The organism is Tistrella sp., from assembly GCF_002684955.1.
In the GTDB taxonomy this organism is placed as follows: domain Bacteria; phylum Pseudomonadota; class Alphaproteobacteria; order Tistrellales; family Tistrellaceae; genus Tistrella; species Tistrella mobilis.
Genome location: NZ_NYWI01000037.1, coordinates 1 through 17560 on the forward strand (window position 1 = coordinate 1; position 17560 = coordinate 17560).

14 protein-coding genes are annotated in these 17560 nt (G+C 70.8%); 10 read left to right on the forward strand and 4 right to left on the reverse strand.

Annotated features, from left to right (window positions below):
* The first annotated feature begins 75 nt into the window (after nt 1–75).
* From CMO28_RS13435 to CMO28_RS13445, 3 genes are read left to right on the forward strand one after another with little or no spacing between them, the layout of a single operon-like run.
* Entirely contained in the window at nt 76–1044 is a 969-nt protein-coding gene (locus tag CMO28_RS13435; protein WP_296714247.1) for an ABC transporter permease, read from the forward strand.
* A complete protein-coding gene (locus CMO28_RS13440) occupies nt 1034–1846 on the forward strand; it encodes an ABC transporter permease (RefSeq protein ID WP_296714249.1) in 813 nt (270 codons plus the stop codon). Before CMO28_RS13435 ends, CMO28_RS13440 begins: the two co-directional genes overlap by 11 nt.
* 29 nt (nt 1847–1875) lie before the next feature.
* On the forward strand, nt 1876–3303 hold the full coding sequence (locus CMO28_RS13445) for a gamma-aminobutyraldehyde dehydrogenase (RefSeq protein ID WP_322111351.1): 1428 nt from the start codon (nt 1876–1878) through the stop codon (nt 3301–3303).
* Between the two features lie 104 nt (nt 3304–3407).
* Here the strand turns inward: CMO28_RS13445 and CMO28_RS13450 are convergent, their stop codons facing one another.
* Entirely contained in the window at nt 3408–4565 is a 1158-nt protein-coding gene (locus CMO28_RS13450) for a glycosyltransferase family 4 protein (protein WP_062763464.1), read from the reverse strand.
* Nucleotides 4566–4809: 244 nt separating this feature from the next.
* On the opposite strand from CMO28_RS13450, the gene glmU reads away from it, so the two are divergent.
* On the forward strand, nt 4810–6174 hold the full coding sequence (gene glmU, locus CMO28_RS13455; protein ID WP_296714253.1) for a bifunctional UDP-N-acetylglucosamine diphosphorylase/glucosamine-1-phosphate N-acetyltransferase GlmU: 1365 nt from the start codon (nt 4810–4812) through the stop codon (nt 6172–6174).
* A 14-nt stretch (nt 6175–6188) separates the two neighbouring features.
* On the opposite strand, the gene CMO28_RS13460 is transcribed toward glmU, so the two are convergent.
* A complete protein-coding gene (locus tag CMO28_RS13460; RefSeq protein ID WP_296714254.1) occupies nt 6189–7538 on the reverse strand; it encodes an alanine/glycine:cation symporter family protein in 1350 nt (449 codons plus the stop codon).
* A 253-nt stretch (nt 7539–7791) separates the two neighbouring features.
* On the opposite strand from CMO28_RS13460, the gene CMO28_RS13465 reads away from it, so the two are divergent.
* The 6 genes from CMO28_RS13465 (at nt 7792) to plsY (ending at nt 13798) form a co-directional block, all read left to right on the forward strand.
* Nucleotides 7792–8718 (forward strand): AEC family transporter, encoded by a 927-nt coding sequence (locus CMO28_RS13465; protein ID WP_296714256.1) that lies wholly within the window; start codon nt 7792–7794, stop codon nt 8716–8718.
* A 223-nt stretch (nt 8719–8941) separates the two neighbouring features.
* Nucleotides 8942–9790 (forward strand): ABC transporter ATP-binding protein, encoded by an 849-nt coding sequence (locus CMO28_RS13470; protein ID WP_322111352.1) that lies wholly within the window; start codon nt 8942–8944, stop codon nt 9788–9790.
* Nucleotides 9790–10602: an ABC transporter permease gene (locus CMO28_RS13475; protein WP_296714261.1), complete on the forward strand. Its 813-nt coding sequence runs from the start codon at nt 9790–9792 to the stop codon at nt 10600–10602. The genes CMO28_RS13470 and CMO28_RS13475 overlap by 1 nt, the downstream gene beginning before the upstream one ends.
* Before the next feature lie 161 nt (nt 10603–10763).
* A complete protein-coding gene (locus CMO28_RS13480; protein ID WP_014746061.1) occupies nt 10764–11699 on the forward strand; it encodes an aspartate carbamoyltransferase catalytic subunit in 936 nt (311 codons plus the stop codon).
* Nucleotides 11700–11783: 84 nt separating this feature from the next.
* Entirely contained in the window at nt 11784–13127 is a 1344-nt protein-coding gene (locus CMO28_RS13485; RefSeq protein ID WP_082828433.1) for a dihydroorotase, read from the forward strand.
* A gap of 50 nt (nt 13128–13177) precedes the next feature.
* The gene (gene plsY / locus CMO28_RS13490; RefSeq protein WP_296714266.1) at nt 13178–13798 is read left to right on the forward strand and encodes a glycerol-3-phosphate 1-O-acyltransferase PlsY; all 621 of its coding nucleotides are present in this window, start codon (nt 13178–13180) and stop codon (nt 13796–13798) included.
* Here plsY and CMO28_RS13495 read toward each other — a convergent pair.
* Nucleotides 13783–16497 (reverse strand): AMP-binding protein, encoded by a 2715-nt coding sequence (locus CMO28_RS13495; protein ID WP_296714268.1) that lies wholly within the window; start codon nt 16495–16497, stop codon nt 13783–13785. The genes plsY and CMO28_RS13495 overlap by 16 nt on opposite strands.
* Complete coding sequence (locus tag CMO28_RS13500; protein ID WP_296714270.1) at nt 16494–17492, reverse strand: uroporphyrinogen decarboxylase family protein; 999 nt, start codon at nt 17490–17492, stop codon at nt 16494–16496. The genes CMO28_RS13495 and CMO28_RS13500 overlap by 4 nt, the downstream gene beginning before the upstream one ends.
* Between the last annotated feature and the right edge of the window lie 68 nt (nt 17493–17560).

A 17560-nucleotide genomic window follows, 5' to 3' on the forward strand; every position in this document is an offset into this window, starting at 1 on the left:
AAGATCATCCTTCGAGCGCAACGCGGCGACCCTCTCCCGGCTATCAGGCCAAACATCCTACCAGGAGACGGCCCGATGAGTGGAATTCATACAAGCACCGCCGCCGCGGCCGCCCCGCCGCCCGCCATGGCAGGCGGCCCCGTCCGCCGGCTCTCGGACCTGCTGCTGCGTCGCAGGCGCCTGCTGCTGCTCTCTCTGCTGGTGCCGCCGCTGCTCTGGCTGGGCGTGGTCTATCTGGGCGCGCTCTTCACCCTGCTCGCCCATTCGCTGTTCTCGATCGACGAATTCGCCGGCACGCTGATCTACGAGCCGACGCTCAAGACCTTCGGCGAGCTGATGCGCCCGGCCAATCTCGACATCGTGCTGCGCACGATCGCGATCGCCTCGGTGGTGACGGTGCTGGCGGCGGTGATCGGCTTTCCCGTTGCCTGGTATGCCGCCCGCTATGCCCGCGGCCGGATGAAGGCCGCCTTCTATCTGGCGGTGATGATGCCGCTCTGGTCCAGCTATCTGGTCAAGCTCTACGCCTGGAAGCTGCTGCTGGCCAAGGAAGGCGCGATCGGCTGGTTCGCGGACCGGCTGGGCCTCGCCGGCCTGCTCGATGGCTGGCTGTCCCTGCCGCTGGTGGGCGGGCCGTCGCTTTCGGTCAGCTATACCGGCATGGTGGTGGTGTTCCTCTATCTCTGGCTGCCCTTCATGATCCTGCCGGTCCAGGCCGCACTGGAACGGGTGCCGGCCAGCATGATCGAGGCCTCGTCGGATCTGGGGGCCACGCCCGGCCAGACCTTCCGCAACGTCGTGCTGCCGCTGGCCATGCCGGAGGTGGTGGCGGGCGGCATCTTCACCTTCTCGCTCACCCTCGGCGACTACATCGTGCCGCAGGTGATCGGCACCTCGGCCCTGGTTCTGGGCCAGGCGGTCTACATGCAGCAGGGCGTCGCCGGCAATCTGCCGCTCGCCGCCGCCTTCGCGGTGGTGCCGATCCTGGTCATGGCCCTGTTCCTGACGGCGGCCAAGCGCATGGGGGCCTTCGATGCGGTCTGACATCTCCCGCCCCTCGCGCGGGCTGAAGCTCGCGGCCGGCTTCGGCATCCTGTTCATGCATCTGCCGCTGGCCTTCATCGTCCTCTATGCCTTCACGACCGAAGAGAAATCCTATGCCTTCCCGCCGCCGGGGCTGACGCTCAAATGGTTCGCGGTGGTCTGGCAGCGTCAGGACATCTGGGATGCGGTCGGCCTGTCGCTGAAGGCGGCCGCCATGGCCACCGCGCTGGCCCTGGTGCTGGGCACGCTGGCTGCAGGCGCCCTTGCCCGCTTCTCCTTCTTCAGGCGCGAGCCGGTGACCCTGCTGCTGATCCTGCCGATCGCGCTGCCCGGCATCGTCACCGGCATGGCGATGCGCACCGCCTTCGGGGTGGCCGACATCCCCTTCTCGTTCTGGACCATCGTGCTCGGCCACGCGACCTTCTGCATCGTGGTCGTCTACAACAATGCCGTGGCCCGGCTGCGCCGGCTCAATCCGTCGCTGATCGAGGCCTCGATGGATTTGGGCGGCAACGCCTTCCAGACCTTCTTCCACGTGATCCTGCCCAACACCGCGACGGCGCTGCTCGCGGGCGGCATGCTCGCCTTCGCGCTGTCCTTCGACGAGGTCATCGTCACCACCTTCACCGCCGGTCAGCAGTCCACCCTGCCGATCTGGATGCTGTCGGAACTGGTGCGCCCGCGGCAGCGGCCGGTGACCAATGTCGTCGCGGTGCTGGTCATCATCGTCACCTTCCTGCCGATCCTCGCCGCCTATTACCTCCCCCGCGGCGGCGAAGCGGTCGAAGGCTCCGGAAAATAGGAGACCGTCCGATGGATGCGAACACGCCCCTGGACACGCGCATGCTGATCGGCGCCGATTTCGTCGCGGGCACCGACACGCCGGAAACGATCCTGAACCCCAAGACCGAAGAAACCCTGCTCGACCTGCCCGAGGCCTCCCCCGATCAGGTGGATGCGGCGGTCGCGGCGGCGGGCCGGGCCTTCGGCAGCTGGTCGCGCACCACGCCGGCCGAACGTGCCGCCCTGCTGCTGAAACTCGCCCAGCGCATCGAGGACGAGGCCGAAGGCTTCGCGGCGCTGGAGGCGCTGAATTGCGGCAAGCCGCGCCATGCGGTGCTCGCCGACGAGATCCCGGCGATCGTCGACTGCTTCCGCTTCTTCGCCGGCGCCGCGCGCTGCATGCACGGCGCGGTGGCGGGCGAATATCTTGCCGGCCATACCTCGATGATCCGCCGCGATCCGGTGGGTGTGGTCGCCTCGATCGCGCCCTGGAACTATCCGCTGATGATGGCGGCCTGGAAGCTCGCCCCGGCGCTCGCCGGCGGCAACACCGTGGTGATCAAGCCCTCGGAACAGACCCCGCTCACCATGCTGAAACTGGCGGGTCTGATCGCCGAAATCTTCCCCGAGGGCGTGGTCAATGTGGTGGTCGGGCGCGGCGAAAGCGTCGGCCAGCGGCTGATCGATCATCCGGGCGTGTCGATGGTCTCGCTCACCGGCGACATCGCCACCGGCAAGAAGGTGCTGACCGCGGCGGCGCGCTCGGTGAAGCGCACCCATCTGGAACTGGGCGGCAAGGCGCCGGTGATCGTGTTCGACGATGCCGATCTGGAGGCGGTGGTCGAAGGCGTGAAGATCTTCGGCTACTACAATGCCGGCCAGGACTGCACCGCCGCCTGCCGGATCTATGCCGGGCCGAAGATCTACGACCGGCTGGTCGCCGATCTGTCCTCGGCCGTACAGGGGCTTCGGTTCGCACAGGCCGACGACAGCCAGAACGATATCGGCCCCTTGATCTCCGCCCGTCAGCGCGCCCGCGTCGCCTCTTTCGTGGAGCGGGCGAGCGAGCTGGATCATGTGGAGATCACCACCGGCGGCCGTCAGGCGCCGGGCCGCGGCTTCTTCTACGAACCGACGGTGGTCGCCGGCGCCCGCCAGTCCGACGAGATCGTCCGCCGCGAGGTCTTCGGGCCGGTGGTCTCGGTCACCCGGTTCTCGGATGTCGACGAGGCGGTGGCCTGGGCCAATGACAGCGATTACGGCCTCGCCTCTTCGGTCTGGTCCAGCGACGTGAAGAAGGCGCTGGCGACCGCCTCGCGCCTGCAATACGGCTGCACCTGGGTCAACTGCCACTTCATGCTGACCAACGAAATGCCCCATGGCGGCATCAAGCAGTCCGGCTATGGCAAGGATATGAGCATGTACGCGCTGGAGGACTACACCGTCGTCCGCCATGTGATGGTCAAGACGGTCTGACCGCAGGTCCGGAGCGGCCATCAGCCGGGCGATCCGGACAAGGCGGCACAGGCGCTCCTTGCCCTGGTCGCGGCGGATCGACCGGCTTTGCCGCCGGGTGACGCTCAGCCCTGGGCCAGAGCCCGGGCATAGACGCCGAGCGTGCGCTCGACCATCGCCTCGACCGAATATTCCCGGGCAAGCCCGCCCGCCGCCTCGGCCATGCGGCGGCGGGCGGGTTCGTCGGCGAGCAGCCCGGCCACCGCCGCCGCCATCGCCTGAACATCGCCCGCGGGGGTCACGATGCCGGCCTGGCCCGTGCCATGGACCTCGCGGGCGCCGCCTGCATCCATCACCACCGCCGGCAGCCGGCGGTGCAGGGCCTCGATCAGGGTATAGGGCAGACCCTGCCAGCGGCTGGGCATGACCAGCAGATCGAAGGCGGCCATGGCCCGGGCGCCGTTCTGCACCCCCAGCCAGGCCATCCGGTCGATGCCGCGCCGCTTCGCTTCGGCGCGGATCCGGCCGGCATCGCGGCCGTCGCCGACCACCGCCCAGACGGGATCCAGCCCCATCTGCCGCACCGCCTCGGCCAGCGCCGGCAGCCGGTCGGCGCCCTTTTCGGCGACCAGCCGGCCGACGAAGCCCACCACCAGCGCGTCCTGGGGCAGGCCCAGTTCGGTGCGGGCCTGGGCGCGGGTCACCGGTTCGGGCGGTGCGATGCCGTTCGCCACCCGCTCCAGCCGGCGGCGATCGATTTTCAGATATTCCCGGGCATGGACGCGCTCGTCCTCGGAGACGGCGATGATCCGGGTCGCGCGCGCGGCCAGCAGCCGTTCCCGCAGCCCGGCGGTGATCCGCCCGATCATGCCCCGGTCGGGGTCGAGCGTCGCCAGGCCGTGGGGGGTGTAGACCCTTGCCCGGATCCGCTGCCGCCGGGCCGCCAGCAGGCCCAGCAGCCCGGCCTTGGACCCGTGAAGATGCAGCACGTCCAGCGGCCCCGAGGCCGCGATGATCGCACGGAGCGCCGCCAGATCCCGGCGGTCGCCCGGATGCAGATCGGGGCGCATCGACAGCTCCACCGTCTCCACCCGCCCGCCCAGCTGGCGCAACCCGGCCAGGAAGGGGCCGTCGGCACGTTCGGCCGACCAGACCAGGGTGACCTGATGGCCGCGCGCCGCCATGCCCTCGGCCAGATCGATGACATTGCGCCCGGCGCCCCCCAGGGTCGCCTCAATCACCTGCAGAATGCGCAAGGGGCGGTCGAAACGGACACCGGTCATGAGGGGGGCTTTCTGGTACGGCGCGATGTGGCTGTGGATGAATGGCGGCGGCGATCTTCGGTCGCCGCCCCGTCGCCGTCAATCCCAGGCGCCGTCAATCCCAGGCGCCGCCAATCCCAGGCGCCCTCAATCCCGGGGGCACTGTATCGGGGCGCAGCAGGGGAGCGCTGCGGGCTGGCAGTGCCGCCCGTGCCGGGCTATCGTCGGCCCTCCCGTTCTGCCTGTCTTCGCTGAGGCCGTTTCCATGACCCGGATCACCTGCATCGTTCTCGCCGCCGGCAAGGGCACACGTATGCGTTCCGACCTGCCCAAGGTGCTGCATGCCGTGGCCGGGCGCGCGATGGTGCTGCATGTGATCGACGGTGCGCGAAGCCTGTCGCCCGACCGGATCGCGGTGGTGGTGGGTGCCGGTGGCGAGCGGGTGCGGGCGGTGCTGGCCAGGGCCGCCCCCGAGGTCACAGTCCACGACCAGACCGACCAGCTGGGCACGGCCCATGCGGTGCTGGCCGCCCGGCCGGCGCTGGAGGCGGCCGCCGCCGATGGCGGCGACGTCATGGTGCTTTATGGCGACACGCCGCTGATCCGGCCCGAAACCCTGGCCGCACTGGCAGAGGCCCGGCGCGTGCAGGATGCCGCGGTTGCGGTTCTGGGCTTCCGCCCGGCCGATCCCGGCGCCTATGGCCGGCTCAAGCTCGATGCCGATGGCCGGCTGGAGGCGATCGTCGAGTTCCGGGAGGCGACGACCGAGGAACGCGCCATCGGCCTGTGCAATTCCGGGGTGATGTGCCTGGATGCCGCAGCCGCCCTGTCGATCCTGGACCGGATCGGCAACGACAACGCCAAGGGCGAATACTATCTGACCGATGCGGTCGCCATCGCCCGGGCCGACGGCCGCAGCGCCGTGGCGGTCGAAGCCGCCGATGCCGACGAGGTGCTGGGCGTCAATGCCCGCAGCGAGCTGGCCGCGGCCGAGGCCGCGCTGCAGGCCCGGCTCCGGCTGCGCGCCATGGACGAGGGTGCGACGCTCATCGCCCCCGAGACGGTCTTCCTCTCGGCCGATACCCGCATCGGCCGCGACGTGATCATAGAGCCGAATGTGGTGATCGGCGCCGGGGTCAGCATCGCCGACGGGGTCGTGATCCGCGCCTTCAGCCATCTGGAGGGCTGCACCGTCGACGGCGGTGCGACGGTCGGTCCCTTCGCCCGGCTGCGGCCAGGGGCGGAGATTGGCCGGAACGCCCATGTCGGCAATTTCGTCGAGATCAAGAATGCGACGCTCGGCGAGGGCGCCAAGGTCAACCATCTGTCCTATGTCGGCGATGCCCGGATCGGCGCGCGCAGCAATCTGGGCGCGGGCACCATCACCTGCAATTATGACGGCGTCGGCAAATGGCAGACGGTGATCGGCGCCGATGCCTTCATCGGCTCCGACAGCTGCCTGGTGGCGCCGGTGACGATCGGCGACGGCGCCTATATCGCCACCGGTTCGGTGATCACCGAGGACGTGGCCCCGGATGCGCTGGCCATCGCCCGCGGCCGCCAGGTGGAAAAGCCCGGGCGCGCCGCAGAGCTGCGCGCCCGGTTCAGAACCCGTGCCGGCAAGGACTGATCGGCAGAGGCCGATCAGGCCTGGCCGGCCTTCCAGGCCTTCACGGTGGCGAACACCGTGCCCGACAGCGCCAGCAGGGCGATGAGGTTGGGCACCGCCATCAGCGCGTTCAGGATGTCGGCGATGGTCCAGACCAGGCCCAGATCGGCCACGGCGCCCGCGAACAGGGCCGCCACCCAGGCCAGCCGGTAGGGCAGGATGACCTTGGGGCCGAACAGGAACTGGGCGCAGCGCTCGCCGTAATAGCTCCAGCCCAGAATGGTGGTGAAGGCGAACAGCACCAGGCCGATGGTGACGATCCAGCCGCCGAAACCGGGCAGCCCCGCCTCGAAGGCCGCGGAACTGAGCGGGGCGCCGCTGGTACCCTCGGTCCACAGGCCGGACATCACGATCACCAGCGCCGTCATGGTGCAGACGATGATGGTATCGATGAAGGTGCCGAGCATCGCGATCAGGCCCTGGCGGACCGGATCATTGGTCCGGGCGGCGGCATGGGCGATGGGGGCGCTGCCCAGGCCCGCCTCGTTCGAGAAGATGCCGCGGGCGACGCCGAAGCGGATCGCGGCCATCACCGTCGCCCCGGCAAAGCCGCCGGCCGCCGCTGTGCCGTTGAAGGCGCCGTCGATGATCGTGGCGAAGGCCGCCGGCACCCGGTCGATGCCCAGCAGGATGACCAGCGCCGCGCCGCCGATATAGAACACGGCCATCGCCGGCACCAGTTTCTCGGCCACGGCACCGATCCGGCGCACGCCGCCGATCACCACCACGAAGACCAGCACGACCATCACCAGACCGCTGACCCAGAGCGGCACGCCGAAGCTGTGCTCCATGGCGGTGGAGATGGAATTGGCCTGCACCGTATTGCCGATGCCGAACCCGGCCAGCATGCCGAACAGGGCGAAGAGCAGGCCCAGCCAGGCCCATTTCGCGCCCAGCCCGTTGCGGATGTAGTACATCGGCCCGCCGACATGGGCGCCGGACAGGTCGGTTTCGCGATATTTCACCGCCAGCACGGCTTCGGAAAACTTGGTCGCCATGCCGAAAAGCGCGGTGATCCACATCCAGAACACCGCCCCCGGGCCGCCGAGCGCGATGGCGGTGGCGACGCCGGCGATATTGCCGGTGCCGATGGTGGCCGACAGCGCCGTGGCCAGCGCCTGGAAGGGGCTGATCTCACCCGCCACGGCCGTATCGCCCGGCTTGCGGCGCCCGAAGGCCAGCGCAAAGCCGGTGCCGATGCGCCGGAGCGGCAGGAAACCAAGCCCCAGCATCAGATAGACGCCGGTGCCCAGCAGCAGCACAAGCGTCACCGGCCCCCAGACGACGCCCGAGACGGCGCCCAGCAGTTCGTTCAACTCGGTCATCTTCACCTCTTCTTCCGGCGCGGGGGCGGCCGGCGCGGGTCGAAAGCCCCCCGCGAGGTTCATCTTGCCGCCAAGATTGGCCGCTGACCGGTGATGACGCAACCTTTCCGCACCCGAACACCGTTCAATTCCGCAGGGCCGTGCAGGATCGGAGCACCGTTCCGCCACCACGGGGATTGCACCCCCGGTCGGCGCGGATCATGCTTAGCTCCCCCGCCTGCCCCACCCCCGCCCGCTCCCGCCGGATCGCCCGATGACCGAGACCTTCCTCGCCCTTCTGCCCGTCTTTGCCGTCATCCTGCTCGGCGCCGGGCTCAAGCGGGCGAAGATCCCGGGCGATGCCTTCTGGCCGATGATCGACCGGCTGACCTATCTGGTGCTGTTTCCGGCCCTGCTGATCACCAGCCCCGCCCGCGGCGCCTTTCCCGCCGCCAGCGCCGTGCCGATGGCCGCGGCGCTCACCGGCGGCATCCTGATCATGGCGGGCGCGCTGGTGCTGATCCGCCGGCTGCTGCCGGTGGACGGGCCGGGCTTCAGCTCGGTCTTCCAGGGGGCGCTGCGCTACAACACCTATGTCGCCTTCGCCGCCACCACCGCCATCGCCGGCAAGCAGGGCATGGCGCTCGCCGGTCTTGCGGTGGCGGCGATGGTGCCGCTGCTGAACCTGATTTCGGTGATCTGCGTGGCGGCCTGTGCCGTCCCGCCGGGCGAGGATGCGCCGCAGCACCCGCCTTTGCTGCGGCTGATCGTCACCAACCCGCTGATCATCGCCTGCGCGATCGGCATTCCGCTCGGCGTCTCGGGGCTGGGCCTGCCGCCGGTGGTCGACGGCGTGCTCGACATCCTGGCCCGCGGCTCTCTGCCGCTGGCGCTTTTGTCGGTGGGCGCCGGCTTGTCGCTGCGCCTGGACGGCCGGGCCGCCTTCGCCATCGGGTTCTCGACCGCGATCAAGCTGCTCGGCATGCCGCTGATCGCCCTGCTGATCCTCTGGCCCTTCGGCGCCGACGACACCACCCGGGTGGTTGCGGTCCTCTTTGCCGCATGTCCGACGGCGACATCGGCCTATATTCTCGCCCGCCAGCTTGGGGGCGATGCGCCGCTCGCCGCAGCGGTCATCACCGTCAGCACCTTCGCGGCGCTGATCACCATGCCGCTGATGCTGGCCCTGGTCGTGCCGTGACGCCCCGCACAGCTTTCGGCTTGACCTCGTGCTTCCAAGGCGTTACCGCCAAGCCCAAAGGCGCCGCCGTGTGCCGGAACGAGACGATCATCCGCCGCAGGGACAGGAAACCGTGAGCCAGCCGAGACAGTCCAGGTCCGTCGCCGCCACCGATCCCGCCCGCCGCAGCGCCACAGCCGATGTGGCCGCGGCCCTGATCGGCGTGACCAAGCGCTATGGCGCGATGGCCGCGCTGGACGGCATCGACCTGACGCTTCACCGCGGCGAGGTGCTGGCCCTGCTCGGCCCCAACGGGGCCGGCAAGAGCACGGCGCTTTCCCTTCTGCTGGGCCTGCGCAAGCCCGATCAGGGCCGGGTGGAGCTGTTCGGCCGCAGCCCCGACGATCCGGCGGCGCGCGCCATGGTCGGCGCCACCCCCCAGGACACCGGCTTCCCCGAAACGCTGAAGGTGGGCGATGTCATCGATCTGGTCTCGGCCCATTATCCGAACCCGGTGCCCAAGGCGGAACTGCTCGACCGTTTCGGCCTCACCCCGCTTGCCGCCCGCCAGACCGGCGGGCTGTCCGGCGGGCAGAAGCGCCGGCTGGCGGTGGCGCTCGCCTTCGCCGGCCGTCCGGCCGCGGTCTTCCTCGACGAGCCGACCACGGGTCTGGATGTCGAGGCGCGGCGCATGCTCTGGGCGGCCGTCGACGGCTATGTCGCCGGCGGCGGCACGGTGCTGCTCACCACCCATTATCTGGAAGAGGCCGAGGCGCTCGCCCGGCGGATCGCGGTGATCGATCAGGGGCGCGTGGTCGCCGAAGGTGCGCTCGACGACATCCGCGGCCGGGTCAGCCTGCGCCGGGTCCGCTTCACCGCCGCCCATCTGCCGCCGCTCGACGCCAAGGCGCTCGGGATCGAGCGGGTCGAGCGCGCGGGCACCGAAATCGTCCTGGTCACCGCCCGCGCCGACGACACGGTCCGCGCCCTGGTGATGAGCGGGGCGCCCTTCTCCGATCTCGAAGTCCGGGCGGCAACGCTCGAGGAGGCGCTGATGTCGATCGTGCGCACCGGCCGTGGGGAGGCTGCGTGATGGCCGGAACCGAAACCACCCGCCCGCAGCAGGCCGGTCTCGCCCAGGCGGGGACGGCGTCCGCCACGCCCGGTTTCGGCCGGCTGTTCGGCGCGCATCTGGCGGCCAATCTCAAGGAACTCGGCCGGTCCAGCTCGTTCGCCATGTCGACCGTGGCCATGCCCTCGCTGCTCTACCTGTTCTTCGGCGCCACCAACGCCTCCAACCCGGCCGAGGCCGGGCGCCTGGCCGCCGCCTGGGGGCTGTTCGGCGTGCTGGGGGTCGCCTTCTTCCAGTTCGGCGTCGGCGTCGCCCAGTCGCGGGAACGGCCCTGGTTCACCTATCTGCGCACCCTGCCGGCCGGCGGCGGCCCGCGCATCGCCGCCCAGGTGGCGACCGCGCTTGCCTTCTCGCTCGCGGCCGTGGCCCCGGTCATCCTGCTCGCGGTGCTGATCAACGGTGCCACGCTCACCTTTCTCGCCTGCCTGAAACTGCTGCTGGTGCTGGTGCTGGGCGGCGTGCCCTTCGCCCTGCTCGGCCTCGCCATCGGTTTCAGCGTCACGGCCCGGGCCAGCGTGCCGATCGCCCATCTGGTCTATTTCCCGCTGGCCTTCCTGGGCGGGCTGTGGCTGCCGCCCGACATGCTGCCCGCGATCGTCAACCGGATCTCGCTGCTCCCCCCCACCCGGCATTATGCCGAACTGGCCTGGAGCGCCATTGCCGACGGGCCGCTGCCGCTGGTGCACTGGGCCTGGCTGCTGGGCTGGGGCATCGTCTTCGCCTGGGTGACGCTGATGGCCTATCGCCGCGACCGCGGCCGGCGCTTCGCCTGACAGGCCCTACGCGCATCAGGGTTTGCGCCGGGCTTGCGGAAGCGGTTCCCCCTCCCGTATAGTCCGCCGCCGAGGTGCGGAAGGGTCCTTCCGCGCCCGCCGTCGCACGCGCACGGCCGGCGACAGCCGCTCGCCGGGCCGTCGGGTCAAGGGACTGCCACATGGACACCGGCTATGCACACCGCCACCTGCTCGGCATCGAGGGGCTGACCGCCGACGAGATCGGCTATCTTCTCGACCTGGCCGACGGCTATGTCGATCTGAACCGGCAGGCCGAAAAGAAGCGGTCGACGCTGAAGGGCCGGACGGTCATCAACCTGTTCTTCGAGAACTCGACCCGCACCCGCACCTCGTTCGAGCTGGCGGCGAAGCGGCTCGGTGCCGACGCGATCAACATGTCGGTGGCGACGTCGAGCGTGAAGAAGGGCGAAACCCTGATCGACACCGCCCAGACGCTGAACGCCATGCATCCCGACATCCTGGTGGTGCGCCATGGCGACAGCGGCGCGGTGAAGCTGCTCTCGGAAAAGGTCCATGCCGGGGTGATCAATGCCGGCGACGGCAATCACGAGCACCCGACCCAGGCCCTGCTGGATGCGCTGACCATCCGCCGCCGCCGCGGCCGGATCGCCGGGCTCAAGGTCGCGATCTGCGGCGACATCCTGCACAGCCGGGTCGCGCGTTCGAACATCCACCTGCTGAACGCCATCGGCGCCGAGGTGCGGCTGATCGCACCGCCGACCCTGGTGCCGACCGCGATCGAGCGCATGGGTGTCAAGGTCTACAACCGGATGGAAGAGGGGCTTGAAGGCGTCGACATCGTGATGATGCTCCGCCTGCAGCTGGAGCGCATGCACGGCGCCTTCATCCCCTCGATCCGCGAATACTTCCACTTCTACGGCCTGTCCTACCAGAAGCTGGCGGTGGCCGCCCCCGATGCGCTGGTCATGCATCCCGGACCGATGAACCGCGGCGTCGAGATCGACAGCGAGCTGGCCGACGACATCGACCGCAGCGTGATCCTGGACCAGGTGGAGCTGGGCGTCGCCGTGCGCCAGGCCTGCCTGGACGTGCTCTGCCGCAACCTGCCAGCCTGATCCGCCGCCAGATCCGACAGCCGACGTTTTTCAGGGCCGGTCCCGCACCTGCCCGCCGCTTCTCCCCCAAGGGACATCTGCGTCATGCCCACGCCCGTCTTCGCCGAAACGACGCCCGACCGCAGCCCGATGCCCGGCCGGGTCGCCTATGTCAACGCCCGGCTGATCGATCCGGCGACCGGCACCGACCGCATCGGCACGCTGCTGACCGAGGGTGAGACCATCGTCGATATCGGCCAGGGCCTCTTCGCCGACGGCGTGCCCGAGGGCGTGCAGGTGGTGGACTGCACCGGCCTGGTGCTGGCGCCGGGCCTGGTCGACATGCATGTCCATCTGCGCGAGCCGGGCCACGAGCACAAGGAAACCATCGAAACCGGCAGCCGCGCCGCGGCGGCCGGCGGTGTCACCACCATCGCCTGCATGGCCAACACCGCGCCGGTGATCGACGACATCGCGCTGGTCGATTTCATCCGCCGGCGGGCGCGCGAGACGGGCCTCGTCAACGTGCTGCCGGTGGCCGCGATCACCAAGGGGCTGAAGGGCGAACAGCTGGTCGAGATGGGGCTGCTGGCCGAAGCCGGCGCCGCCTATTTCAGCGATGACGGCCTGCCGGTCCGCGACACGCTGGTGATGCGCCGGGCGTTGTCTTATGCCGGCGGCATGGGCCTGCTGGTCGCCCAGCATGCCGAGGATCACAGCCTGGCCGGCTGCGGCTGCATGAACGAGGGCGAGACCGCCACCCGGCTCGGCCTGCCCGGCATCCCGTCTGCGGCCGAGACCGTGATCGTGGAGCGCGACATCCGCCTGCTGGAGCTGACCGGCGGCAAGGCCCGCTATCACGTCGCCCATATCTCCACCGCCGAGGCGGTGGAGGCCGTGCGCCAGGCCAAGCGCCGCGGCCTGCCGGTGACGGCGGAGGTCACCCCGCATCACTTCACGCTCGACGACCGCGCGGTCGGCGACTACCGGACCTTCGCCAAGATGGCGCCGCCGCTGCGCGCCGCCCGCGATGTCGACGCCATGATCGAGGGGCTGGCCGACGGCACGATCGATGCGGTCGCAACCGACCACGCCCCCCACGACCAGGACAGCAAGCGCGTGCCCTTCGCCCATGCCGCCAATGGCGTGGTCGGGCTGGAAACCATGCTGCCGCTGACCCTGGAACTGGTTCGCGACGGCCATATGTCGCTGATCGATGCGGTGGCGGCGATGACGCTGAAGCCGGCCGATCTGCTCGGCATCGCCGCCGGCCGGCTTGCGAAGGGCGCACCCGCCGATCTGGTGCTGTTCTCCACCGAACATGAATGGGTGTTGAACGCGGCCCTGCTGCATTCGAAGTCCAAGAACACCCCCTTCGACGGCCGCACCCTGCGCGGTCGGGCGCTGCGGACCGTGGTCCGCGGCCGTACCGTCTTCCAGCTCGCCTGATCCCGCAGGCCCTCACCCCAGCCCCCTGATCCCCGCAGGAGCCCCCGCCCATGGCCGCAGAGACCGCCCCCTGGCTGCTCGTCATCGCCGCCCTGGGCGGCTATCTGCTGGGCGCCATCCCCTTCGGTCTGGTGCTGACCCGCATGGCCGGGCTCGGCGATGTCCGCAAGATCGGCTCGGGCAATATCGGTGCCACCAATGTGCTGCGCACCGGCAACAAGCCACTGGCGCTGGCGACGCTGATCCTGGACAGCGGCAAGGGGGCGGCCGCCACCCTGATCGCGCTCGCGCTCCTCGGCCCCGATGCGGCGCTGGCGGCCGCCGGGGGCTCGGTTCTGGGCCATCTCTTCCCGGTCTGGCTGGGCTTCAGGGGCGGCAAGGGCGTCGCCACCGGGCTCGGCGTGCTGCTGGCCGCCGACTGGCGGATCGGTCTTGCCGCCTGCGCCATCTGGCTGGCGACGGCCTTCCTCAGCCGCTTCTCGTCGCTGGCGGCGCTGGTCGCCTTTGCCGCCGCCCCGGTGCTGTCGTGGTTCCTGGCCACGCCGGAGCTGGCCGGCGTCACGCTGTTCATCGCCGTGCTGGTCTTCATCCGCCACAAGACCAACATCGCCCGGCTGCTGGCCGGAACCGAGCCGAAGATCGGAAAAAAGAAGGATCAGGCCGGCGGCTGATCGCTGTCCGGCCAGGCCGCCCCGATCGCCGTCACCACCCGCGCCAGATTGGCCTCGTCGCCGGCCAGCGCCGTATGGTTGCCGGCCACCTCGACCAGTCGCACCTCCGGCGCCACCGCATCCCAGCCAAGCAGGCGACCGCTGCCGGCAAAGATCTGCCGGGTCTGGTGGGTCACGATCAGCAGCAGCCGACAGGGCAGCCGGCCCGGCCGCCAGCCGATGATCATCGCCCTGCGGATGGCCAGAAGCAGCGCCTGTTCCACCCGCGCCCGGTTCCGCCGCCCGGGTGCTGCCCGTCGTGCAATCGCCGCAGCCAGACGCAGCGGCCGATGATCGCGGCGCTGCGCCAGGGTGAAGAACAGCCGCGCCACCGGTCGCCCGATGCTGCGCGTCAGCCGGTGCCGCAGGCTCGTGGCCGGCGCCGGAATCGTTCCCGCCTGCACCACCGAGGCGGCATCGTCATGGGTGGCGACGATGTCGCCCACCACCACCATCCCGGCCGTCAGCCCCCGTGACGCCAGGATCTGCGTGGCCGCCACCGCCAGCCGCCCGCCGAAAGACAGCCCCACCAGGCCGAAAGCCGGGGTGGCTCCGCCGGGGCCGGCCGCCGCCGCCAGATGCGCGGCGATCCTGTCGGCCACCTCCGCCGCCAGATCGTCGATGCCCCGCCGCCGGGACAGTTCCACATCCAGGTCCGGCAGGGCCACCAGACGCACCGTCGCCATCCCGGCGCAGCGCGCGGCCAGGATGATCAGATGCGGGGCCATGCCCATCACCCCCGGCACGAAGAACAGCATCCGGGCGGTCGCGGCACCCAAGGGGTCGCGCAACGCCCGGCGCAGATCGGCCGGGGTCATCGCGCCGTTCAGCAGGGTGACCGGCAGCGGCCGGCCGGCCAGCGTTTCGACCCGTGCGGCGAAGCGCATCAGTTCCAGGCTGTCGCCGCCCAGTTCAGAGAAGGTGACGCCGGCCTGGGGGGCAGAGGCGCCGAACATCTCGGCCCAGGCCCGGTCGACGGCATCGGCGAGCGCGGGCTCGCCCGTCCCGCCGGCCGGTTCCGGCACGGGCGGCGCAGAAGGTGCCGCCCCCAGCCCGGCCAGGCCGTCGGCAAGGCTGCGGCCATCCAGCTTGAAATTAGCCAGCCGCGGCAGTTCCGCCATCACCAGCAGACGCCGCGGCACCAGATGCGGCGGCAGCTCCGCAGCCAGCCGGCTGCGCAGGGCCGCAGGGTCGATCAGCCGCCCCGGCGCCGGCACCACCACCCCCGCCAGGGCCGTCTCACCTTGCGGTGTCCGGTCCGGCAGAACCGCGGCATCCCCCACCCCCGGCAGGGCCCGCAGGGCCGCCTCCACCTCGGCCGGCTCCACCCGATGGCCGCGGATCTTGAGCTGACCATCCGCCCGGCCCAGGAATTCGAGCTGCCCGTCGGCGCGAATCCGGCCCAGATCGCCCGGCCGCAGCCGCCGTGCCCCCGGCGCCACATCGCCGCCGGTCAGAAAGGTGGCGGCGGTCAGCTCCGGATCCCGCCAATAGCCTGCGGCCATATAGCGGCTTTCGACCTCGATCTCCCCGATTTCGCCATCCGGAACCAGCCGGCCCGCGGCATCCACCAGCCGCATGCGCCGATCTGCAACCGGCCAGCCGACCGGCACCACTCCGGTGGTGGGGCAGGTTTCGCGATCGATCAGCCAGTGCCGGTAGATGGTGGCATTCTCGGTGGAGCCGATGCCGACATAGATCCGGGCATCGGCCGGCGCATCGGCAAAGACGCGCGCCAGATCGGCGGCAAGGATGCGCTCCCCCGCCAGATAGGCGACACGGATGCCGCCCAGCGCCGCCGGGCCGGCCCCGCCATCGGCCAGGACACGCAGCACCGTCGGCATGGCGTGAAAGATGGTCGGGCGGGTGGCCGCGAAGCGCCGGCCGGCGGCGGCGACACCTTCGGTTCTCAGGTCCACCGGAATGACGGCGGCCCCGGCCAGCAGCGCGCCATACATGTCGCGAATGGCACCGTTGACCGCCGGCGAATACAGCCAGGTCAGGCGATCGGCGGCAGAGATGTCCAGAACGTCCCGATACTGAAAAACGTCGTGCAGCAGCCCCCTCTGGGTCTGCCAGACCCCCTTGGGGCGGCCGGTGGAGCCGGAGGTGTACAGAACATAGGCGGCATCATCCGGCCCGCCCCGGGGCGACCAGCCGGCCGGCGGCGCCGCCAGATCGTCGATGGCGAGCACCGTGGCCCCTGCGGCCGTGGCCGCCGCCATCAGCTCCTGTCGCCCGGCTGCGGTCGCCCGATCGGTCAGCACCAGCCGCACCCCGGCATGGCCCAGGATCAGCTCGTTGCGGGCTGCGGGAAAGGAGGGATCGATCGGCACATAGGGCCGCCCGGCCGCAAGCGCCCCCAGCAGGGCCGCCAGACAGCCGGCCGAGGCGGGGATCGCCACCGCCACAGGCTCCGGCTCCTCTCTGGCCGCCCCCTCTCCGGCCGCCGCCCTCCGGCCGTCGACCGCCCAGGCGATCCGCAGCGCCTGTCCCAGCAGGTCGCCATAAGTCGTCGCAGCCCCGGGCCCCAGAACCGCAGGGGCGCTGGGGTCGCGGGCCGCCTGATCGGCAAAGACCGCGAAGACCGGCCGTTCCAGACGGTCGGGCGCAATCGGCACCAGCAGCGCCTCGGGTGTCGCGGCAGGCCCCCCGGTCATGTCGCCACCCGGCGGAGCTGCCGCATCATCCGCGCCGCAGCCCGCAGATCCACCGACAACGGCAGCACGCAGGCACTGGCCAGGATCATGCCCCCGGCCCCCGGCCCGGCGCGCAGCCGGTCCACCACCGCAGCCAGATCGCGGCCGCCCCGGCCGATCAGCCGGTGGTCAAGCCCCACGGCCGGCAGGGCCCCCGCCAGCGCCTGTGCCGGCAGCGCCTCCAGCACGGCCTGATCCAGATGCACCGCCCAGCGCGCCACCCCGGCGGGCAGGGGCCACCAGGCTGCGGCATCGGCCTCGTGAAGATGCAGCATGTTGAACCCCAGCCCGTCCGCCGCGGCCATCACGCGGCGGTCGGTGTCGTCGATCGCGGCCGCCAGCCGGTCTCCGGCGGCACCTGCGGGCAGGGGCCAGCGGCCATGGCCGCGATGCTTCGCGGCAAGATAGACCCCGTCGGCCCCCGCGGCCGCAATCGCCGCCACCAGCCGCACGGCCCGCCCGGCAACCGCGTCCAGCGCCGCCATCACGGCCTCGGGCGCCTCGGTCAGATGCCGGGCCAGCACATCTGCCGGCGCCAGCTGGGCCAGAACCGTCGCCGGGGCGAACAGCGTGGTCAGCAGCGGCACCGGCCGGGTGCGGGTCGCCGCCATATCGGCGGTCGCCTTCAGAACCGCCTGCTCGCGCGGATGCCAGGGGGCTGCCGCCGCAGCCTGCCCGATCCCCGCCCAGTCCGCGACGGCCGCGACCGGGCGGTGCAGAATGGTGCGCAGGCCCACCGGATCCGGCCGCCAGCAATCCGTCAGCCCGAAAGCCACCGCCTGCCAGGTGCCGGCCGGGGTCAGCTTGATCAGGTCCCCCTCAAGCCGGCGGTCCAGATCACGCGTGGCGGTGACCAGGGCCGGGGCGGAGACGTCACGCCGCGGATGATGTCGCCACAGCGCGACCTTCGTCCGGCGCCCATCCGCCCGCCATCCTGTCCCGGCTCTGCCAGACACGGTCTCACCTCTCTTTATCTGCTTATCTGCGGATCTGCCTGGTATGAAGACCGCCGCACCCTACCCCG